Here is a 21,964-nt window from a genome sequence, read left to right on the forward strand (position 1 = left end):
CAACAGCCCCTTATAGGGGCAGAGCAAACCACCAGCTAAGCTGGTGGTTATGATTTTAATAGGCGTTATTGTAAATTGTTTCGATGTCAGATGTAGACAAATCTGAGTAGCTAGTCTTGTAAGCGATAGTGTTTTCAGCCATTTCTTTTATTTTGTCTTTTGGAATGTCAAGCTCACGAAGGGTAGTAGGAGCTCCGATTTCTTTGAAGAAATTTTGCAATGCGACGATTGATGCTAGCGCTAATTCTTCATCTGTTTTCCCATCTGGATTAATATTCCACACGTTGATTGCAAAGCTTCTGAATTTTTTCAAATGATTTTTGTAGACAAATTTCAAATAGTTTGGATGAACCACTGCAAGTCCCATTCCGTGCGTCACGTCAAAATAAGCAGACAATGTGTGCTCTAATTTGTGGCTCAACCAATCGGAGCTTTTGCCATTTGCAGTTAGCCCATTGATTGCGAGGGTACTTGCCCACATTAAGTTGCTCCTAGCTTGGTAATCTTGAGGAGCTTTGAGAGCCACTCTGATACTGTCGATTACAGTCTTCATCAAACTTTCCGAAATACTATCAGTTGTGTTTTCATAATCGGGTTCTGAAAAATATTCTTCCATTATGTGGCTAAACATATCGCAAGTTCCACTGATTAATTGATATTTTGGAAGTGAATATGTGTATGTTGGATCGATTATTGAAAATACTGGATACAATAATCTGTGTCCGTAGCCGTATTTTTTCTTTTGTTCCATATTTGAAATCACACAACTGCCGTCCATTTCGCTACCAGTTCCAGCCATTGTAATCACCGTTCCCAATTTGATAGCTTCAGTTGGCTTGTTCTTTTCTTCGAAAAAATAATCCCAGAAATCTTCATCTGTTTTTGCACCCATAGCGATTGCCTTCGAGCAGTCCAATGTAGAGCCGCCACCGACAGCCAATATAAAGTCAATGTCGTTTTCTTTGCAGATTTTGATTCCTTCATATACTTTGTCGGTTCTTGGATTTGGAGTTATTCCAGAAAGATCGAAGACTTCTTTGCCCTTCAAATTTTTCACAACATCATCGTAAACTCCGTTTTTCTTGATGCTTCCTCCACCATAAGTTAGCAAAATTCTATTGTGCTCTTTTAATTCCTCGGATAATTTTGCTACCTCACCTTTTCCGAAATGTACTCTTACTGGATTGTAAAATGTGAAATTATTCATATTGCCCCCTTGTTTTTTGTACTTATTTAGATATATATCCGTTATCTGTTCGTTTAAAACAAAAGCAGCGTAAAAAACGCCACTTAATTCATTTCTTGTATTTTTTTGTAAACTATATCCTTTATTTCTGACGAATCAAAAATCGTCGTATCAACTTCCTTGATGTTTTGCAAATTGTCGGGAATTGGAGATTTGATAAACGAGTTTAATTTTTCCAATGCCATTTTTATGTCCAGATTTTCATTGCAGCCAAATGATTTCAACACATTTTCCGTTGAAGAATAGGGAGAAGTTGTAGCCATTATCATTGAAGGCGTGTAATCGTAAGAATCGATGACGTATTTGTCGTAGGCGAGAGATGCCATAGCCGTTTGTGGTGACAATGGGTATTGACATTCCAGAAATAGACGCAGAATTTTCTGGCTTATTTCATCGTTAGTCATACTGTAAGTTTCGATGCAACCCAATTTTGAAAGCTCATCTGGATTCAGGACAAACTTGTTTGTTTTTCTGAAATTTGTGTAGATTTGTCTAACTCTTACTTGGTTGTTTAACAAATGGTGCAACAATCTCTCGATGTTAGCTGTGACTAATCTTTCAAATGATGTAGAATCTTTTCCGAAAACCTCGTCGTAGACAAATTCACCGGTTTCCAAGAATTTCTTGAATGACAGTGGACTTTTCGTCGCACAAATTATTTTATTAATGGGAAGTCCCATTCTTTTTGCATAGAAACACGCCATTATGTTGCCGAAATTTTCTGTTGGAATGCTCACGTTGATTCTTTTTCCAGCTTCGACTTCTCCGTATTTTACCATAGTAACATAACTGTAAAAATAATAGATAACCTGAGTGAGAACTCTTATTATATTCAGAGAGTTACAAGTTGAAATAACGGAATCTTTTTGTGCAATCAAATTTTTGATATCAGAATCATTTATGAGACAATCCACTAACTTTTTGCATTGATAAAAATCCCCGTCCACACCAATTGCACAGACATTATCTGAAAGAGTGGACAATAACTTACATTTTTCAATGTCAGAGATGTTTTTTGGATAGAAAACAAAAACTCTGGTATTCATCGTCTTGAAATTTTCAATCATAGATACGGAAATATCCGTAGAAGCTGTGAATAAGTACAAGTTCTTAACGTTTTCATTGTTGCTCAAATTAATATCTATAAATTTAGAGATAATACTCAATGACAAATCTCTGTAGGACAGACTTTTGTTGTTGAATAATTCAACGTAACATCTATCGGAAGTTTTTCTCAAAAAAACATTAGGCTCATCACCGTCGTAAGCGTTGTTCACAATGCTTACGATGGAATCTTCATCGATATCAGTCAAAAAATGCTTTAAAATATATATCGCCAGCTCGTTGTATGTCATATCTCTAAGAACATCAATGTCATACAAATTATCCAAGTTGACCGGAACGTAAATATCATCATTTATACAATTGAAGATTACTTCCTGAGAATTGATGGTTATTGAATTATCTCTGGTGCTAATAAATTTCATATTTCCTCCTAATATAATTTTAATTATATCATTTTATGAGATTTAAGTTAATATTTTGAATTTTGAAAATTTTGAGTAAAAAATTCATAAAAAAAACGAGATGAAATTCATCTCGCTTTTAATACGTTACTCTGTCTAAAATTTTATTGACTTTCGCTAGAAATATTCCGTAATTTGTCATAGGAATGTTGTGCTCTTTTGCAAAATCAGTTTTGCTTTGCATATACATTTTGTTTTGCATACATCCGCCACAGTGAATTATCAAATCGTAATTTATTACAACTTTGAAGAAATCTTCTCCTCGTGCGAAATCTATCACAACGTTAGGATTGATTTTGCGTAGTAGAGATGGGATTTTAACTCGCCCTATGTCTTCTTCTTTTGGAGAATGGGTACAAGCTTCTGTGATTAAAATCCTCGTATTGTCCTTCAAATTATCCAGTAAATTCGCAGATTTGATGTAGTAATCGAGGTCGCCTTTGTTTTTTGCAAAGAGAATCGAAAAAGATGTCAGCTTTATTTTTTTGTCCAACACTTTGTCGACTTCTTTGAAGACTTTTGAATCTGTAATCACGAGGTCGGGATTTTTCATCATTTGTAGTGATTGTTCCAATGTTTCAAGTCCCGTGCTCAAAACCAAACATTCCTTGTCCAACAGCTCTTTCATCATTTGGGATTGGGGTAGGATTAATCTTCCAGTCGGACTGCTTTTGTCTTGCGGCATAACAAGCAGAACCTTGTCGTGGGTTTTCACCAAACCGTCCGTTATTGACGATGATTTTGGAACTAGATTTTCCGAAATTTTTTTCAAAAGCAAGTCTACGTTTTCACCAGTCAATGCGTTAACTGTCAAAATTTTTGAATCATCTGAATTTGTTTTTGTGGATGATTTGTCATTGAATACTTTTATTACCTTGACGTTTTTATTGAATTTAAATTCAGGATTAGATTTGTCGGGCTTATCTGTAACATAAATTATCAAATCAGCGGAGTTGATTTCATTTAGCGTTTTTGATTTCCTGTCATATCCTAGAAAAGTATCATCGTCCAGCCCCGCTGTGTCTACTATTATACAAGCTCCAACGCCGTCTATCTCTATTGTTTTTTTGACGCTATCTGTTGTTGTTCCCTTGATATTAGATGTTATCGAAACATTCTGCATACAGATTTTGTTGATAAGAGTCGACTTGCCGACATTTGTGTCGCCGACGATGACGATTCTATTTTTCATAGATTTGTGAGCATTAGAATCTGAAATCTCTGTTGCCATTTTGTATTTCCTGTAAATATTCATTTGTTTTTGCGCGAACTTTTTCTTTTGGAATATTTTCTAATTCTTTTTTTATAACTTCATCGCCTTTTGTTTTAGTGTCATCTGACGCATAATCTACCAAGTATTCTTTCAATGTAAGTAGGGCGTTAGGGCTACAAACATTTAGAATTTGCTTTGATTTGCACAACGACATAAATCTATCTCCAGTTCTACCTTCTCTGTAACAAGCCGTGCAGAAGCTAGGGATATGTCCCATATCCAAAAGCCAATTTACAACCTCATCCAAGCTTCTCTTGTCAGATGTATCAAACTGAGATGTTTCGTCTTCTTGGACACAGTATCCACCAACGGATGTACGTGAACCTCCAGAAATTTGGCTTACACCAACTTTCAACGCTTTTTCTCTACTTCTTTGAGATTCCCTTGTAGAAACGATAATACCAGTGTAAGGAACAGAAATTCTCAACAGCGAAACTATTTTGATGAAAATATCATCTGAAAGTGCGTTTTTGAAATCTTTTGTGTCGATATCATCGGCTGGACAAATTCTAGGAACACTGATTGTGTGAGGACCAACTCCAAACTTCGATTCCAAATGTTCCTTGTGCATCATAAGACCTACAAGCTCGTAATCGTAAGTATCCAAACCAAACAACACTCCAACTCCGACATCGTCAATTCCACCTTCCATAGCACGATCCATTGCTTCAGTGTGATAATCGTAGTTGTGTTTAGGACCTGTTGGATGAAGAAGTTCGTAGTTTTCTTTGTTGTATGTTTCTTGGAAAAGTATGTAAGTTCCTATTCCTGCATCCTTTAGTTTCCTATAATTTTCAACTGTAGTCGCTGCAATATTAACATTGACACGTCTAATCGAGCCGTTTTTGTGTTTGATGGAATAAATTGTTTTGATGCTGTCCAACAAATATTCCATAGTATTGATTCTGTCGTCTTCTCCCATTTCAAGTGCAAGTCTTTTGTGACCCATATCCATAAGAGCGATTGTTTCATTTTTGATTTCTTCTTGTGACAATTTTTTTCTAGGAATAGTCTTGTTCTTAGCGTGATAAGGACAGTATGTACATCCATTTATACAGTAGTTTGACAAATATAATGGGGCGAAAAGAACAATTCTATTTCCATAGTAATCATTTTTGATTTTGTTGGCTAATTTGTAAATCTCATCCCACACCTCATCGTATTTGCAATTGATAAGATAAGCTACTTCTTCGTGAGATAATCCCTTTTCATCCTTTGCTTTTTCGACAATATCCATATAGAAATCTATCGGATGAGATTGTCTTGATTTTTCCAAGCAGGTTAAAATTTCTTCGTGTGAAACAAATTCTACTGCTTTGTCACTTCTTTTGTCATACATTTTAATCACCATAATTCCCTATACTCATATTTGGGTTAAACCCAAGATTTTCAATTTTTTCCTTTAAATGTTCAAAATTACCGGATATTTGAATTTCAAAATCTTTTTTGTTGTTGTAGATAGAGTATTTTTTCCTGTTCTCAACAGGAGACACATTTGGCATCAAAACATTTCCACCGACATACAATCCTTTTTTAATGGAATCCTTGTCCAAAGTAGACAATGCTGTCGTGATGGGAATCAAAGCCTTGTGGTCGATTAATCTAATCATAGCCAACAGAAAATAAGTCAAATCCAAATCTCCGTGTTCGTATTTTTCAAATGGCGTATTACTAGCGGGAATGAAAGGACCTATGCCAACCATTTCTGGTTGAAGCTCTTGAATAAAAAACAAATCTTCAGCCAAAGTAAAAGTCGTTTGAAAAGGAGAACCCACCATCATACCGCAGCCAGTTTGAAAATGAAGACTCTTCAAAAACTTTAGGCAATCTTTACGATGAGACAAACTCATTGATTTTGGATGAAGCTTTGAATAATGATTTTCATCATTTGTTTCGTGACGAAGCAAATATCTGTTTGCACCAGCTTTTTTGAGTTTTTCGTATGACGAAAAATCTCTTTCTCCCAAAGAAAGAGTCACTGCGCAATCAGGATAATGTAACTTGATATCTTCAATTAAACCAACTAAAAATTCATCTGTTATTTCAATATCTTCGCCGCCCTGTAAAACAAAAGTGCGAAAGCCTCTTTTGTAAGAATGGCTAACAGAGTTCATAATTTCATTATGTGTAAGCCTGTAGCGACGTGCTCTTTTATTTGAATAACGAAGGCCGCAATAAAAACAGTCATTTTTGCAGAAAGAACTGATTTCAATCAGCGCTCTAAAAAAAACATCTTTTCTGTAATACTGTTTTCTTATTTCCAAAGCAGCTTTTGCAAACTCATCAAAAAAGCAATTCCTATTTACAATAAGATACTCAAATTCTTCAATTTTTAAATTTTCGTTGCGTTGTAATTTTTTTAATAACTCCAAACCCCAGTAATTCTCCAATTTTAAAAGATAAAATATTTTGAAAAATTTTTCAATATTATAATATTATTAATATTTTAAAATGTCAAATTTTAACAAAAAAAATTGTTGCTTTAATATATGCGTTAATATAACTAAAAACATTTGACAACAATTTCATACTTTGCTAAGATAAAGTCGTAGTATATTATTTTAAAGGGGGCACTATGTGTAATTGTTGCGAAAACAAATTTGATATAAGTTGTTTTCTAAAGGGGAAAGACAAAACCGATTTGATTGAAGTTTTGCATAAAGTTCAAGATAAATACGGTTACATTCCACGAGAAGTTGTGGGAAAAATTTCGGATGAATTTGATATTACGCCTGCAAGCATTTACGGTGTAATCACTTTTTACGCGAGGTTTACTTTGAAGCCAAAAGGAAAATACGCTATTTCTGTGTGTATGGGAACTGCGTGCTATGTAAAAGGTGCTGAAAACTTGTTGGATGAATTTTCCAAGAGATTGGGAATAGAAGTAGGCGACACCACTGATGATTTATTATTTTCTTTAGTTGAAACAAGATGTGTTGGGGACTGTGCGGCTGCGCCGATTGTAACAGTGAACGATACTGTCTACAGACACGTTAAATTGGAAGATGTGTCTGAAATTTTGTCAAATGTTAAGGAGTCATAATGGTAAAATCAAATATAATCGAAAAAATTATTCAAGATAATTCATCAAAATTTTTCGAGAGAATTAATAACGATGAAAATTTTATCGTTGAAGATGGTAAAATCAAGTTAAAGGGTGAATTTTACGAAAAGCAAACTAGAATTGCTTTGAAAAATTACGGAATTATCGACCCAGAGAGCATCGAAGAGTATGTTGTAATGGGCGGATACAAAGCCTTGGAAAAATCTATTTTTGAATTAGAAAATCAAGAAATCATTAACATAGTCAAAGATTCTAATTTGAGAGGAAGAGGCGGAGCAGGTTTTCCAACTGGAAGAAAATGGGAAGGTGCTTTTCGTGTTAAAGCTGACCAAAAATATGTAATTTGTAATGCTGACGAAGGAGACCCTGGTGCTTACATGGACAGATCTATTTTGGAAGGCGATCCTCACAGTGTAATAGAAGCTATGGCGATTTGTGCAAAAGCTATTGGTGCAAGTAAGGGGTATGTATACATAAGAGCAGAGTATCCAAAAGCTGTTGCTGCTCTATCAAAAGCGATTGAAGATGCAAAAAAATACAATCTTTTAGGGGATAACATATTAGGTTCTGATTTTAGTTTTGATTTAAAAATCAGATTAGGTGCCGGAGCATTTGTATGCGGTGAAGGTACAGCGTTAATTCAATCAATTGAAGGCAAGAGAGGAATGCCTCAAGCGAAAGTTTTCAGAACAACTGAAAAAGGTTTGTTCAGAAAACCAACTGTGCTTAACAACGTTGAGACATTCGCAAATATTGCAAGCATAATAATGAATGGTGCTGATTGGTTCAAATCAATTGGTACAGAAGATTCTCCAGGAACAAAAGTTTTTGCGTTAGTTGGTAAAGTAAAAAATGCAGGACTTGTAGAAGTTCCAATGGGTGTAACAATCAATGAAATAGTTTTTGATATCGGTGGAGGAATCCCTGATGACAAAAAAGTAAAGGCCGTTCAAACTGGTGGACCTTCAGGTGGATGTATCCCTGAATATCTTTTCGATACAAAGGTGGATTTTATTTCGCTTGAAAGAATTGGCTCTATTATGGGTTCTGGTGGAATGGTTGTTATGGATGAAAGTGACTGTATGGTTGACATCGCAAAATTCTTTATGAAGTTTACTGTTGACGAATCTTGCGGAAAATGTACACCTTGCAGAGTTGGGAATAAAAGAGTATTGGAAATCCTCGAAAGAATTACATCTGGCCAAGGTGAATTAGAGGATTTGGATTTACTTGATGATTTGTGTGCTGTAATTACGGATTCAAGTCTTTGCGGTTTGGGAAAAACTGCTACCACTCCTGTTATTAGTTCGATGAAATATTTCTTGGATGAATACAAGGAACACATCATAGACAAAAAATGTCGCGCATCTGTTTGTAAAGATTTGTTGAAATACAACATCACTGAAAAATGTGTTGGTTGTGGAATTTGTAAGAAAAAATGTCCAGTCAATGCTATCAGCGGTGAAAAGAGAGAAATGCACAATATCGATACAAATGTTTGTATAAAATGTGACAATTGTCGTGTTGCATGTCCTGTTCATGCCATCGTCAAAATTTAGGAGGGGAATATGTTAAATATTAAAATCAATGATATAGATGTTGAAGTAAAAGAAGGAAGCACTATACTTCAAGCTTGTAAAAAAATAAATTTACACATTCCCACTTTATGTCATTTAGATATGCACTCTTTGGGTTTTGTAAATGCAGAAGCAAATTGTAGAGTTTGTATGGTGGAACTTGCTCACAATCACAAATTAGTTCCAGCATGTAACACTTTAGTAAAAGATAAAATGGAAATAAGAACTGATACGCCAAAAGTTATCAGAGCGAGAAGAACAAATATTGAGCTTCTACTTTCAAATCACCCAACAGATTGTTTGATTTGCGAGAGAAATGGTAATTGTGAATTGCAAGATTTGGCGATATTAGCGAACATAAAAGATATTAGATACAAAGGCGAGAGAATAAAATTTGAGCCAGACTTAAGTTCTTTTTCAATAATTCGTGACCCTAATAAATGCGTTTTGTGTAAAAGATGCGAAACAATGTGTACAAATGTCCAATCAGTTGGCACTTTGACATCAATTGGAAGAGGATTTGAAACTGTTGTAGGAACTCAATATCACGAGCCTATGATTGACACAAACTGCGTGTTCTGTGGTCAATGTTTGTCTGTTTGTCCAACAGGGGCTTTGACAGAAGTTAACAGCGTAAGAAAAGTTTACAAGGCATTGAACGATGACGAAAAAGTTGTTCTTGTTCAAACTGCTCCAGCTGTCAGAGTTGCATTGGGTGAAGAATTTGGAATGGAAACTGGAAGCATCGTTACTGGTAAAATGGTAACAGCTTTGAAAAAAATCGGATTTGATTATGTTTTCGATACAGATTTCGCAGCCGATTTGACTACAATGGAAGAAGCTTATGAATTTGTAGACAGATTTAAAAAGCAAGAAAACTTGCCAATATTGACTAGCTGTTGTCCAAGCTGGGTTAAATTTATCGAGCATAATTTCCCAGATATGTTGAATATTCCATCTTCATGTAAATCTCCACACGAGATGTTTGGTTCAGTTGCTAAGACTTATTTTGCAGAAAAAATCGGCGTAGACCCTAAAAATATCGTCGTTGTTTCTGTAATGCCTTGCGTTGCCAAGAAATACGAATCAGCAAGACCTGAACTTGGCTTGACAGAAGAAATTTCAGATGTAGATTATGTAATCAGTACGAGAGAATTAGCTCATATGATTAAAGAATACTCGCTTGATTTCCCAAATCTTGAAGATTCTGAATTTGATGACCCATTGGGCGAATCATCAGGAGCTGGTGTTATTTTCGGTTCAAGTGGCGGGGTATTAGAAGCTGCTGTTAGAACTGCTTACAATATGTTGACTGGTGATGACCTTGAACAATTGGAGTTCAAAGAATTAAAAGAAATGAAAGGCATCAAAGAGTCTAGCATAGAAATTTTAGGAAAAGAAGTTAAAGTTGCAGTTGCGAGTGGACTTGCAAATGCGAGAAGACTTTTGGAAAATATAAGAGATGGCAAAGCTCACTATGAAATTATTGAAATTATGGCTTGTCCTGGTGGATGTATCGGTGGAGCTGGTCAACCATTCCTTAGAGGTGACGTTTCTATTTTGCAAAAGAGAATGAGGGCAATTCACACTGAAGATAGAGACAAACCAATCAGAAGGTCTTATGAAAATAATTCAATAAAGAAGATATACAGTGAATATTTGGACGCTCCAGGTTCAGAAAAAGCACATCATCTTCTTCACACAGAATATTCTTCAAGAGAAAAATATTAACTCCATAAAATAAAAAAAGTTCTTTGGGATTAACCAAGGAGCTTTTTTGTTGCAAAAAATTATCAAATCAATTCAAATTATAGTATTATATATAATTGGAGTTGGTGATTAATTGAAAAAAATTTGTAATATATTACTCGCTTTCATTTTGATATTGATATTTTTTGTGAATATTAAATGGGGAAGTAACACTCACTTGGTTAGCTATGATGGAATTGAACTCGATTATGTGAAGGCTCGTGTAATCGAGGTTGTGGAAGAGACGTTGGATTATCCCTATAATTCTAAACCCGTGGGGATACAAACCATCAAAGCAAAATTAAAATCCACAGGAGAAGTTGTCGATGTGGAAAATAAATTGGAAGCGTCTCATAGTATTTTAGTGAAGAAAAATGACAACGTGATTTTGGCGAAAAGCAGAAATGTCCATCACAATTCGGAAATATTCTACAGAATGTACAATTACGACAGAAGTGTCGAAACTGTTTTGTGGATTGTTTTATTTTTTGTTTTGATAGCCATTGTAGCTGGATTGAAGGGAATCAAAAGTATGTTGGCGCTTGTCATAAGTATTTACATAATTTTGTTTTTTGATGTTGCACTTTTAATGAACGGATACAACAATGTGTTGATTACAATAGTGACGGTGATTTTGTGCACAATTTATTCGACGTTGATTTTGTACGGATATTCAAAGATGAGCCTTATAAATATGCTGTCCGTTGTTATTTCTTTTGTTTTTGTGAGTTTGTTGGTAAAACTTATGAGTAAGGGTCTAAATATTTCGGGATACAATATGGACAATATTGAGGAATTAATTCTAGTCATCGGGAAGGTGTGGAAATTAAAAATACAAAACTTGTTGTTTTCTACTGTTGCGATAGCATCTCTCGGAGCTTCCATGGATATAAGTGTCTCGATTGCGTCTTCGTTGAAGGAGATAAAATCTAAAAATATAAACATTTCACAGCGAGAGTTGTTCAAAAGCGGGATGAACATTGGAAAAGATATCATAGGAACGATGGTGAATACTCTGGTGTTTGCATTTATCGGGTCTTCTCTTGTAGGAATAATGATTTTTATTTTACACGGAACCAACACATTTAATAGGGTTGTGAGTTCGGATTTTTTTGCTGTAGAGCTTACGAAGTCAATAATTGGAGCTAGTGTGGTGATTATTATGGTTCCCGTTACATCGTTTTTCGCATCGGTAATTTACAGTGAAGAAAACTTTTTTGTTAATAAAAGTGAATTTTAAACGCAGAAACTGATATATATATATATTGGGTATAATTAAATTAACAAAATAGGAGGTGTATTATGAGAAGATTATCTAAGATATTTATAATGGCAATGGTTTTAGCGTTGTTTGTTTGTGTACTTGCATCGTGTGAACAAAAAAACGAGGACAAATCTTCGCAAAACGAGACAAAACTTTCAGAACAACAGCAAAAATTGGTAGGCGATTACTTTGAAGAAGCATTCAAAGATATAAAGCCTGGTAAAGACAGGAAATTAACAGACGATGAAATTAAGCAGATAAAAAAAGCGTTGACAGAAAATCTACCCGGCTCACAGTTCGATGACATAAAAAACATAACTTCTAATTTTTTCAGAGCTGGAAGTTATTCTGATGTGAAAAAAATGGATTTTGAAAGCTTCATCAACTATTTTCCTGGAAGAACAATCGAACAGAACAGTGATGAGTTTAAAGAAAAAATGGGAAAATTGAAAAAACTTGATAATTTTTCTGAATATGAATCACTTAGTAACAATATGCCTCTTGTTGAGATTGACAAAAATCTTGTCGATAATACATTAAAAAAATACGCAAATATTGTATCCGATGATGTAGAAACCAAAGACAGATGTATGTATTTGAAAGATTACAATGCCTTTTATATGTTTGTAAGCGATGTGTGTGTGGGAACTTTTGTACCTAAAGAAGGTGAAATCAAAGGAAATAATTTGATATTAAAACAACATTCTTCAACTCTTACACTCGAATACAAAGACTCGAAATTTTTTGTAAAATCTTTTACAGAATAATAAATTTCAAAATTGCTCTGACAATATCAGAGCTTTTTTTGTTGGTTTTTTTGCTGTATTCTGATAAAATTATTGTAAGCAATAATTAAATAATTTTAGTTTCAAAATTTTAAAAGATAACGATTTATTTTTATAAACTTTGTTCGGTAAAAATCAATCGTGATTTTGGCGTAATTGATGTTGCTTTTGGGTAAAATATATTATAGATATTTTTTTCGAGATTGTATTATGGGCTTGAACAGCGCTTAGAAATTGCGTGACACTTTTTATGAATTTAAAAATACAGGCTCATTTGAGATTTGATAGGAGATTTTATGTACACGATAGACAGCATAAACAAAAAGAGAAGATTCAAAAAAATTGACCTTTACTGTAATTTGGAAATAGAAGAAGGTTATATTTATTTGTTCACAGGACACGACAAAAACATTTCTGAATTGTTTGACATTTTGTCTTCTTTCAAGACGAAATACAAGGGAGAGTTTTTGTATGGATTGGAAGAAAAGGAAAATGTATTAGAAGATGTGAAGTTGACAAGAGATATTGCGTATTCAACTTTCGTGCAGGATTACAATAGCTCGATGAAGGTTAAAAAATACTTAAAATTGAAAAAGAAATTGAGTCCGTATTTTGACGAGCAATTCGTAAATTCTGTATTAAAGGGGTTTGCAATCGACGAGTACTGTAAACTGGAGGATTTGAAGGAAGATTACTGCAACATTGTCTTGATGACTGCGGCGTTGGCTTCAAACAAGAAGTTGATTCTGTTGAATAATTTTGACATAGCAGATAAGAGGTTGTCACTAGAATTTATTGATATTTTGAAAAAACGTCAAGAACTTGTCAAAAACACTGTATTAATTAATTCAGAAATTTGTGAGGAGGTATTCTTCGACCATTTGGTTATTATGCAAAATGGAAGAATCAAGTTTATCGACACAAAACACAATATTATTTCCAAGGCAAATGTAGTTAGAGGACCAAAAGAAATAATATCAGCGATGAATTACAAGAGGATTTTGACTAAAAACTCTGATGGACTAGAAGATGAGATAAAAATGTTCGATGCAATCAACGAAGATGAACGTATTTTACTAGAAAATAACGGATGTGTCATCAAGCAATTGCCATTGGACGAATTGATTACAATGATTGAGGAGGGAAATTATGATAAGACTTTTAAGACAGAAGTTATCGACTAGTTTTTTGTACGCCTTTGTTACTCTCTTTATTTCAGCAGTAATCTTGGCAGCTATTGGTGGATTATCTTATTTAAAAATATGGAAATTTGATTTGGGGAAACTTCCGCTATTCGCGTATTTGATACCGATGTTTTTGATGAATACTTTCTTTTATTTATTGGTAGCATCTAAAGATTATTTCCAAGATTTTGGAATGAATATTGAATCATCTTATCACAGAAGACAGATTGAAAAAGCTATGATTTTCGAGAGAATTTTCAACATAATATTTGTATTTGCAATAATGATAGGCGTTGTTTACCTAACAAGATATATCGGAGGATATTTACATTCAAAACAAATAGAAATCTACTATGACAGGATTGGAATTTACAAGAAAGGCTCGATTTTGCAGTATTTTCCAGTAGTATTCATTTTTGCGACAGTTTGCAGCTTGGCATTCAACTGCTTAATTTTCTTGGCTTACAAATTTGGCGCAGTCAAAATTTTCGTGCTTTTCACAGCGATTGTAGTAGCAGTCAATGTGTTCTTATCGGAGTATTTGATAATGGCATTCAAATTGATTACAGGATTAAATAGCTATATTTATTTTGCCATTGGTGGAGTGGCAGTGATATTGACACTGATTTTTACAAACTTCATCAAAGGCTTAGATGTAAAATAGGGAAATGCTCGGAGAAATCCGGGCTTTTTTTAATATGAAGAAAATTTATAAATCTAAAATAGGAAATATTCTCCTCGAAAGTGATGGAGAATTAATAACAAAATGTGAATTTGTCCAGATGGACTCGATCGATGAAAATGATACAGATTTTGTTTTAAATCAAGCAGTTGAATATTTGAACGATTACTTTGAAGGCAAAAACGTCGGTGAATTTGAAAAAGTAAAATTTGCCTTTACAGATTATCAGAACAAAATCCTGAAAATCGTACACAAAATAAAATACGCAAACACTTTAACATACAGCGACGTAAAAAATCAGTACGAGCAAATTTATCACAAAAAAACATCGCCAAGAGCCGTAGGAAAAGCCATTGGGAAAAACACAATAGCAATATTCATACCTTGTCACAGAGTTGTCGGCAAAGGAAACAAACTCACAGGATACAAATATGGAATGGATAAGAAAAAATTCTTGCTGGAATTAGAACAAAAAGTATTATAAAAATCGTAGAAAAATCCACAAAAAAGTTACGATATTTCTAAACTTGACTTTAATGTGAAAAAGCAACAATACTTGATGATATAATGAAATCAAGAGCGGGAGGAAATAATGAAAATCAATATTTTAAAGTCAAAAATAAAAACACTAAAATCTACTATCCAAGAATATCCATTGGTATTGTCGTCGAATTTAATCGCAACAGTATTAGCTATTATGGGAGTGTGGAATATCGAAATAGGAACACTCAACAACTATTTAATCGTAAATTTATTCATATCGGCGATTTTCTTCGCCATGAGTTTTATGATTGTAAAGCTAATCCTCACAGACAGGAAAATCGAAATCCACACAAGTAAAAAAATTCTTATATACACAATAGTGGCTATATTTATGGGGGCAGTGTGCTTTTTTGAAGTAATCAACGTTGACAAATCATATATACTGAGAAATCAGATAACACAAACGGGAATATTTTTGAGTTTGTTCGTGGCGATGTTTGTAGCAGGTCATTTCAACAAACAAAAAGACTACGTTCACTATTTGCTCAGAATAGTACTGGCAATAATCGAGTCAATGATTTACTGTGTGTCAATTTTTGTAGGAATCGCAGCGATATTATTCACAGTAAAAGAATTGTTCAAAGTTGATTTTCAAATACAAAATACTACATTGTCATTTGCAATAATAATATTTTTGATGTTAAATTCCACGATAATTTTGGCGAAATTCCCACTAAAATATGTAGAAGAAAACCTGAAAATCAAATGGCTATATCCATTTAAACTTTTATTCACGAGAATAATAAGCCCTCTATTTTTGGTGTATGGATTTATTCTAATCTGCTACATAATAAAAGTCGTTGTGTTCAAAACAATTCCCAAAAACATAATAACAAACTTGATATTGTGGTATGGACTATTGTCGGTAGGGCTTGTTTTTGTCACGAAAATAAACGACGATAAATTTATTCGAGTGTACAGAAAAATTCAACCTGCAATATTGTTGATACTTTCAGTTATGATGTTCTACTCCATAGGAATAAGAATCTCATATTATGGCATAACAGAAGACAGATATTTTGTAATAATTGCTGGAATTTTTATCGTCATATCGATGATATATTATTTGTTGTTCGACAAGAAAACATATATGACAATCCCTGTGGTATTCATAATACTGACAATTATCTCCTCAGTGGGTCCATTATCAGCATATAACGTAAGCAGAATCGACCAAAAAAGAATACTTGACAACATATTAATCGAAGAAAATCTGCTAGTCGACAACAAAATAGTGGCACAAACAGATGTTAACCCCGCTAGAATAAAAGAAATAAGAGATAAATTGATTTATTTTGAACAAAAACATCGATTGAAAGAACTTCCTTACATAAGCGACAAGTTTTCAGTATGTCCTGAATCAATGACTCAAGTTTTTGGTTTTAGAGGAGACGAATTTGAATCACTTTACGGAGAAAATAGGTCATATACCAATGACTCGACAGAAATCTTTGTAAAAGGATATGACAAAATAATTGCAGATATCAACATAGAATACGACGCAAACTCCAAAGAAATTTCAGACACTTCAAATGAAAACATTACGTTTTCACAAAAAAGCAACGATATTGTCATACAATACAAAAACAAAAAAATAGGAAAATTTAATGCAGAAGAATTTAAAAACAAATTAGAAGAATTGTGGGATAAAAAGGGACCTGACTTACACGTGCAATACAGCGATTTGGACACTAATTTGCTGATAGAAAAAACAGGAGTCATCGAAAAAAGAAAATACAAAATTATATTAAACCATGCAACATCATTTTATGAGCACGGACAAAAAATAAATTTTTCAATCAAATGTATGTATACAGAATAATATGCAAATCTTCTTTACAAAAAAACACGAAGTGTTATAATAAATCTGGAATTTAACAAATTAAATATTGCAATAAATTGAGGGGAAAATTATGATTGATTTTAACTGTGATTATCTCGAAGGCGTTCATCCAAACATTTTGAAAGCACTTCAAGAGACCAATATGGTACAACAACAAGGGTATTTGAATGACGATTACACAAAAGAAGCGATAGAACATATCAGAAAAAAAATCTCTGACCAAGACGTTTATTTTCTTCATGGCTCCACCGCCTGCAACAAACTAATCATCAAAACATCGCTCAGACCTTACGAAAGCATTATAGCCTGTGAAAACGCTCATATCAATCAGTTGGAGACTGGAGCGATAGAAGATGCTGGCCACAAAATTGAAATAATCGAAGATGAAGATGGATTGTTGATACCAGAAGTCATAGATAAATTTGTCGACTATAGAACGAATGATTCAGCTAATTTTCACAAACCTATTCCCAAAATGGTTTACATCACCAACGCGTCGGAATCGGGAACAATTTACACAAAAGAAAGATTACTCAAAATAAAAAAAGTTTGTGACAAACATAAATTGTATTTATTTATGGACGGAGCAAGACTACCTTACGCATTAGCAGCAAAAAACAACGATTTAACATTAAAAGAAATTTGTGATATCGTTGATTGCACATACATCGGTGGAACAAAATGTGGAGCGATGTTTGGTGAAGCGTTGATACTCAACAACGACGAACTAAAAACACATTTTAAAAACTACATAAAAGGCTCAGGAATGTTGTTTGCGAAATCAAGATTTATGGGAATACAATTTAGAGAATTATTTACAGACGACTTAATCTTTAAATTAGCAGAAAAAGCTGACGAACAAGCAGATAGAATAAGAGACAGATTAAAAGAAAAAAATTATGAATTGGCAACCAAATCTACCACGAATACAATTTTTGTAAATATGGACTACGAAAGATATAATAGATTGACACAAAAATATAAATTCTGCGAAAACTACAAAACAGAACAATACATCAATGTGAGAATTTGCACTTCTTGGTCGACACAGGATTATATGGTTGACGAACTCATCAGCGATTTGTAAAATTAACTGACTTTAAATCAAAAATAATTGATTGTAAAGTCAGTTTTTTTGTTAAAAAAAATAAAATAAAAAAATATTACAAATGAGTTACATAAAAACAGCAAAAAAAACCAAATACTTTTACACAATAAATTCCTAAATTATCTAATTTAATTGATGAACAAAAATCAACAAATAAAAAATTTAAGAAAAAAATATAGTAAAATAATAAAAAAATGTTAAAATATTTAACTTGAAAACGATTTGATAATCAATATCAAATAAAAACGAAGGCAAAAACAATTAACAGTTCTAATAGCGATTATTACAAAAATTCTGAGAGTTTGTTAAAGAAAAATAAAACGAAATATTTAATTCAAAAATGGACAAAGATAATTGTCTAACGATTTAATGTTAAAATATTTTAAAAAAACGTATGTCACGTTATAATTTTGATAAATTCGTGTTATAATTAGATTACGAAAAACGGGAAAGCTATTCACAAATTAAAAAAATGACTAGCTTTAGCGGTTGATTCGGATTTTCTCATATCATTAAAAACTAAGGAGGAATTGTAAATGAGAAACAAGAAAAGGTTTGTTGCATTGATGTTAGCCGGCCTTATGATTGCTGGTACAGCTTGTGGAAACAGTAGCTCAAAAGGAGGCTCTAAGGGTGACAACGCAGTTTACAATACTTTTGTAGCTTCTGACCCAGAATCAATAGATGCCCAAAAAGGTAGTGATGTTTATGGTAACACAATCGTTAACAACGTTTACGAACCACTTATTAGATTGGTTCAAAACGATGATTTGACATTAAAACCAGAAGCAGCAGCAGCTAAGGAATGGAAAATTTCAGAAGATGCTAAGACTTACACATTCACTTTGCGTGACGGATTAAAATGGGAAGATGGGAAACCATTGACTGCAAAAGATTTTGAATATGGTATTAAAAGAACTGTTGACCCTAAGACTGGTTCAGGTTCATCATTCTTGTTAGCAGATATTGAAAACTTCGATGAAGTTAACAAAGGAAAATTACCATTGGATAAATTGGGAGTAAAAGCTATCGATGATAAGACGTTGGAAATCAAATTATCTTCTCCAGCTCAATACTTTATCAATATCGTTCCTTTCAGAGTTTGCTTCCCACAAAGAAAAGATATTGTTGAAAAGAACAAAGAACAATTCGGCTCTGAAGCAAACACTATCGTTGGTTGCGGACCTTACAAATTAACTGAATGGACTCACAATTCTAAATTAGTTCTCGAAAAGAACAATGAGTACTGGAACAAAGACAAAGTTAAATTAGAAAAAGTCAATATAAGAGTAATAACAGATACAAATACAATGATGAACGCTTTCCAATCTGGAGAAATTATGAGCGTATTTACTAACGAACCAGAATGGACTTCTAAGTTTGACAAGAGAGAAGGAACTAAGACTCAAAAAGTTGACCTTCCATCTGTAGATTACTTGGCAGTTAACCACAAAGATAAATTATTCAAGAACAAAAAAGTTAGACAAGCATTCAACGTTGCATTAGACAGAGAAGGCTTCAACAAAACAGTTCTTAAAGGAAAATCTGCACCAGCTTATTTCTGGGTTCCAAAAGCTGTAACAATCGACGAATTGAAATACAGAGAATTGGCAGGAAATCCTGTTAAAGATATGGCTAGCAAAGTAGGAGACCCAAAAGCTTTATTAGCTGAAGGTCTAAAAGAATTGGGAATGGACCCAGATCCTACTAAATTAGAAGTAAGCTTGATTATGACTAACACACCAAAATTAAAGAAATTTGGGGAATATTTACAACAAAATTTCCAAAGCAAACTTGGCGTAAAAGTTAAATTGGAAATGATGGACTGGGCTATTCTTGATGGTAAGATTAAGAAAGGTAACTATCAAATGGGTTACTTGGCTTGGACTGCTGACTACAACCATCCATCAGCTATGATGTCTCTATTCACTTCAAGTTCTAACGCTGTAGGAACTGGATGGAAGAGTGCTGAATATGACAAATTGATAAGAGATGCTGCCAAAGAAAAAGACGAAAACAAACAAGTTGAATTATACAAGAAAGCTGAACAAATTTTAGCTGACGAAACAGTTATAATTCCAATCATCTCTGGTACTACAAATATGTACTATCAAGATTATGTTAAACACGTTAACATTAATCAATTCTCAACAGCAGGATATAAAGACACTTATTTAGAAAAAAAATAAAATAACTAGTAGCAAATGGCAGGCTGTTACAATTTGATTGTAACAGCCTACTGATTATATAGGAGGACTAATGTTAAAATATCTTATAAAGAGAATCTTGTATATGTTGCTAACATTGTTCATAATAACGACGGCAACATTCTTCTTGATGCACAATATTCAAGGGGACCCATTGTCTGCGATGGGAAAAACTCTACCAGAGCAAACAATCAAAAACTACAAGGCAAAGTACGGCTTAGATAAGCCTGTTTCGACACAATACAAAATATTTTTGAAAAATGCTTTACATGGAGATTTAGGAGCATCATACAAATACCCAGGTAGAGAAGTAAGCGCCACGATTGCTCAAACAGCACCGGTATCTGGAAGAATTGGTGGTCAAGCGATGGTAATAGGAATTTCGATAGGAATTATATTTGGTATTCTTGCTGCATTAAATAGAGGTAAAATTCCAGATTATCTTATCAGTGTATTGGCAATTCTAGGCGTCACTATTCCGGTGTTTATTTTGGGGGCACTTTTACAATACGCTTTCGCAGTAAAATTAAATTGGTTTCCAACATCTGGTTACGGTGAGGAAATAAAATATACTATACTGCCATCAATTGCTTTATGTTTTGGCTCAATAGCAACTTATGCTAGATACATGAGAAGTAATGTTTTGGAAGTTTTAAATGAAGATTACATACTTACCGCAAAAGCAAAAGGGGTATCAGGTTTTAATATAATTAGAAAACACGTATTCAGAAATGCAATACTTCCTATAATTACAATAATAGCACCACAAATTGTTGGAATATTTACTGGTTCTTTCATAATTGAAAGTATGTATTCAATTCCAGGTTTGGGAAGCTATTTCGTAAATTCTATAACAGCTAGAGATTATCCTATGATTATTGGCACAACAATTTTCTATGCAATTTTATTTTTGATTTCTCAATTAGTTGTAGATATTTTATACGGTGTAGCAGACCCAAGAATTAAAATTATAGATTAGGGGATTAGTATGGAAAAAATAGATCAAAGCAAATTTAAGAGACTTTCAGATGACGATAGAACATCTGAGTTCATAGCAAGACCTGTAGTTACATACTGGTCAGATGCATGGAGAAGATTTAAAGAAAACAAGGCAGCTTTAGTTGCATTCATTATATTAATAATTTTAGTAACTATGGTTATAATTGGTCCTTTTATAACTGGATATTCTCACGAACAATTGGTTGGAGATACCAACATAAATCCTAACGGTAAATTCTGGTTTGGTACTGATGAGTTGGGAAGAGATGTTTTCACAAGAGTATGGAGAGGCGGAAGAATTTCCATAATTATCGGTTTAGCAGGAGCTATAATCGGCACTGTTATCGGAGCTGTTTACGGAGCTGCTTCGGCATATTTCGGAGGAAAAGTAGACACAATAATGATGAGAATTGTCGAAATATTGATTTCTATTCCTTATCTTTTATTAGTTATTATTTTGAGATTAGCATTAAATTCTAATGGAGTAGGAACACTCATCTTGGCTATGACTATAACTGGATGGTGTGGTCTAGCGAGACTTGTAAGGGGACAAATTCTTTCGTTAAAGGAACAAGATTATATAATGGCAGCACGTGTACTAGGAGTTAGTAACAAAGATATCATCATTAAGCATCTTATTCCAAACACATTGAACGTAATACTTGTTTCAATTTCATTTGATATTCCAGGATATATTTTTGGGGAAGCTTTTTTGAGCTATTTGGGACTTGGTGTACAACCACCGGAAACTTCATGGGGCTTAATGTGTTCACAAGCACAACAAGTATTCCAATTTTATCCTTATCAATTGTTTTTCCCAGCCTTGATGATAGGCTTGACGATGCTTTCATTTACATTATTAGGTGATGGTTTGAGAGACGCTCTTGACCCTAACCTTAGACAGTAGGAGGAAT

At 33.6% G+C, this 21,964-nt stretch carries 18 protein-coding genes; 13 read left to right on the top strand and 5 right to left on the bottom strand.

The window, feature by feature from the left end; all coding sequences use genetic code 11:
• Positions 1-55 precede the first annotated feature (55 nt).
• The 5 genes from Q0X02_RS00665 to hydE form a co-directional block, all read right to left on the bottom strand.
• The gene (locus tag Q0X02_RS00665; protein ID WP_297810034.1) at positions 56-1,207 is read right to left on the bottom strand and encodes an iron-containing alcohol dehydrogenase; all 1,152 of its coding nucleotides are present in this window, start codon (positions 1,205-1,207) and stop codon (positions 56-58) included.
• Positions 1,208-1,290: 83 nt separating this feature from the next.
• A complete protein-coding gene (locus tag Q0X02_RS00670) occupies positions 1,291-2,733 on the bottom strand; it encodes a threonine synthase (protein WP_297810038.1) in 1,443 nt (480 codons plus the stop codon).
• A gap of 118 nt (positions 2,734-2,851) precedes the next feature.
• Positions 2,852-4,003, bottom strand: coding sequence for a [FeFe] hydrogenase H-cluster maturation GTPase HydF (gene hydF / locus Q0X02_RS00675; protein WP_297810041.1), 1,152 nt, complete (start codon positions 4,001-4,003; stop codon positions 2,852-2,854).
• Positions 3,978-5,384 (bottom strand): [FeFe] hydrogenase H-cluster radical SAM maturase HydG, encoded by a 1,407-nt coding sequence (hydG, locus tag Q0X02_RS00680; protein ID WP_297810044.1) that lies wholly within the window; start codon positions 5,382-5,384, stop codon positions 3,978-3,980. Before hydG ends, hydF begins: the two co-directional genes overlap by 26 nt.
• Before the next feature lies 1 nt (position 5,385).
• Positions 5,386-6,417, bottom strand: coding sequence for a [FeFe] hydrogenase H-cluster radical SAM maturase HydE (hydE, locus tag Q0X02_RS00685; protein ID WP_297810047.1), 1,032 nt, complete (start codon positions 6,415-6,417; stop codon positions 5,386-5,388).
• A gap of 203 nt (positions 6,418-6,620) precedes the next feature.
• Between hydE and Q0X02_RS00690 the strand changes: the two genes are divergently transcribed.
• The 13 genes from Q0X02_RS00690 (at position 6,621) to Q0X02_RS00750 (ending at position 21,957) form a co-directional block, all read left to right on the top strand.
• Positions 6,621-7,088: an NAD(P)H-dependent oxidoreductase subunit E gene (locus Q0X02_RS00690; protein ID WP_297810050.1), complete on the top strand. Its 468-nt coding sequence runs from the start codon at positions 6,621-6,623 to the stop codon at positions 7,086-7,088.
• A complete protein-coding gene (locus Q0X02_RS00695) occupies positions 7,088-8,668 on the top strand; it encodes an NADH-ubiquinone oxidoreductase-F iron-sulfur binding region domain-containing protein (RefSeq protein WP_297810052.1) in 1,581 nt (526 codons plus the stop codon). Before Q0X02_RS00690 ends, Q0X02_RS00695 begins: the two co-directional genes overlap by 1 nt.
• 9 nt (positions 8,669-8,677) lie before the next feature.
• Positions 8,678-10,417 carry an NADH-dependent [FeFe] hydrogenase, group A6 gene (locus Q0X02_RS00700; RefSeq protein ID WP_297810055.1) on the top strand — a complete coding sequence of 580 codons (1,740 nt, stop codon included), beginning with the start codon at positions 8,678-8,680 and terminating at the stop codon, positions 10,415-10,417.
• 166 nt (positions 10,418-10,583) lie between these two features.
• Positions 10,584-11,675, top strand: coding sequence for a YibE/F family protein (locus tag Q0X02_RS00705; protein ID WP_297810058.1), 1,092 nt, complete (start codon positions 10,584-10,586; stop codon positions 11,673-11,675).
• A gap of 62 nt (positions 11,676-11,737) precedes the next feature.
• Entirely contained in the window at positions 11,738-12,466 is a 729-nt protein-coding gene (locus Q0X02_RS00710) for a hypothetical protein (RefSeq protein ID WP_297810061.1), read from the top strand.
• A gap of 314 nt (positions 12,467-12,780) precedes the next feature.
• Positions 12,781-13,668, top strand: a complete 888-nt coding sequence (locus Q0X02_RS00715; protein WP_297810064.1) for an ABC transporter — start codon at positions 12,781-12,783, stop codon at positions 13,666-13,668.
• Positions 13,634-14,332 carry a hypothetical protein gene (locus Q0X02_RS00720; protein WP_297810067.1) on the top strand — a complete coding sequence of 233 codons (699 nt, stop codon included), beginning with the start codon at positions 13,634-13,636 and terminating at the stop codon, positions 14,330-14,332. Before Q0X02_RS00715 ends, Q0X02_RS00720 begins: the two co-directional genes overlap by 35 nt.
• A 34-nt stretch (positions 14,333-14,366) precedes the next feature.
• Positions 14,367-14,834: a methylated-DNA--[protein]-cysteine S-methyltransferase gene (locus Q0X02_RS00725; protein WP_297810068.1), complete on the top strand. Its 468-nt coding sequence runs from the start codon at positions 14,367-14,369 to the stop codon at positions 14,832-14,834.
• A 108-nt stretch (positions 14,835-14,942) separates the two neighbouring features.
• Positions 14,943-16,715 carry a DUF4153 domain-containing protein gene (locus Q0X02_RS00730; protein ID WP_297810071.1) on the top strand — a complete coding sequence of 591 codons (1,773 nt, stop codon included), beginning with the start codon at positions 14,943-14,945 and terminating at the stop codon, positions 16,713-16,715.
• A gap of 91 nt (positions 16,716-16,806) precedes the next feature.
• A complete protein-coding gene (locus tag Q0X02_RS00735) occupies positions 16,807-17,823 on the top strand; it encodes a low specificity L-threonine aldolase (protein WP_297810073.1) in 1,017 nt (338 codons plus the stop codon).
• Positions 17,824-18,380: 557 nt separating this feature from the next.
• Complete coding sequence (locus Q0X02_RS00740) at positions 18,381-20,033, top strand: peptide ABC transporter substrate-binding protein (RefSeq protein ID WP_297810075.1); 1,653 nt, start codon at positions 18,381-18,383, stop codon at positions 20,031-20,033.
• Positions 20,034-20,103: 70 nt separating this feature from the next.
• Positions 20,104-21,030, top strand: a complete 927-nt coding sequence (locus tag Q0X02_RS00745; RefSeq protein WP_297810077.1) for an ABC transporter permease — start codon at positions 20,104-20,106, stop codon at positions 21,028-21,030.
• A gap of 9 nt (positions 21,031-21,039) precedes the next feature.
• A complete protein-coding gene (locus tag Q0X02_RS00750) occupies positions 21,040-21,957 on the top strand; it encodes an ABC transporter permease (RefSeq protein WP_297810080.1) in 918 nt (305 codons plus the stop codon).
• Positions 21,958-21,964: the final 7 nt, after the last annotated feature.

Source organism: uncultured Finegoldia sp. (assembly GCF_947252345.1).
Lineage (GTDB): Bacteria > Bacillota > Clostridia > Tissierellales > Peptoniphilaceae > Finegoldia.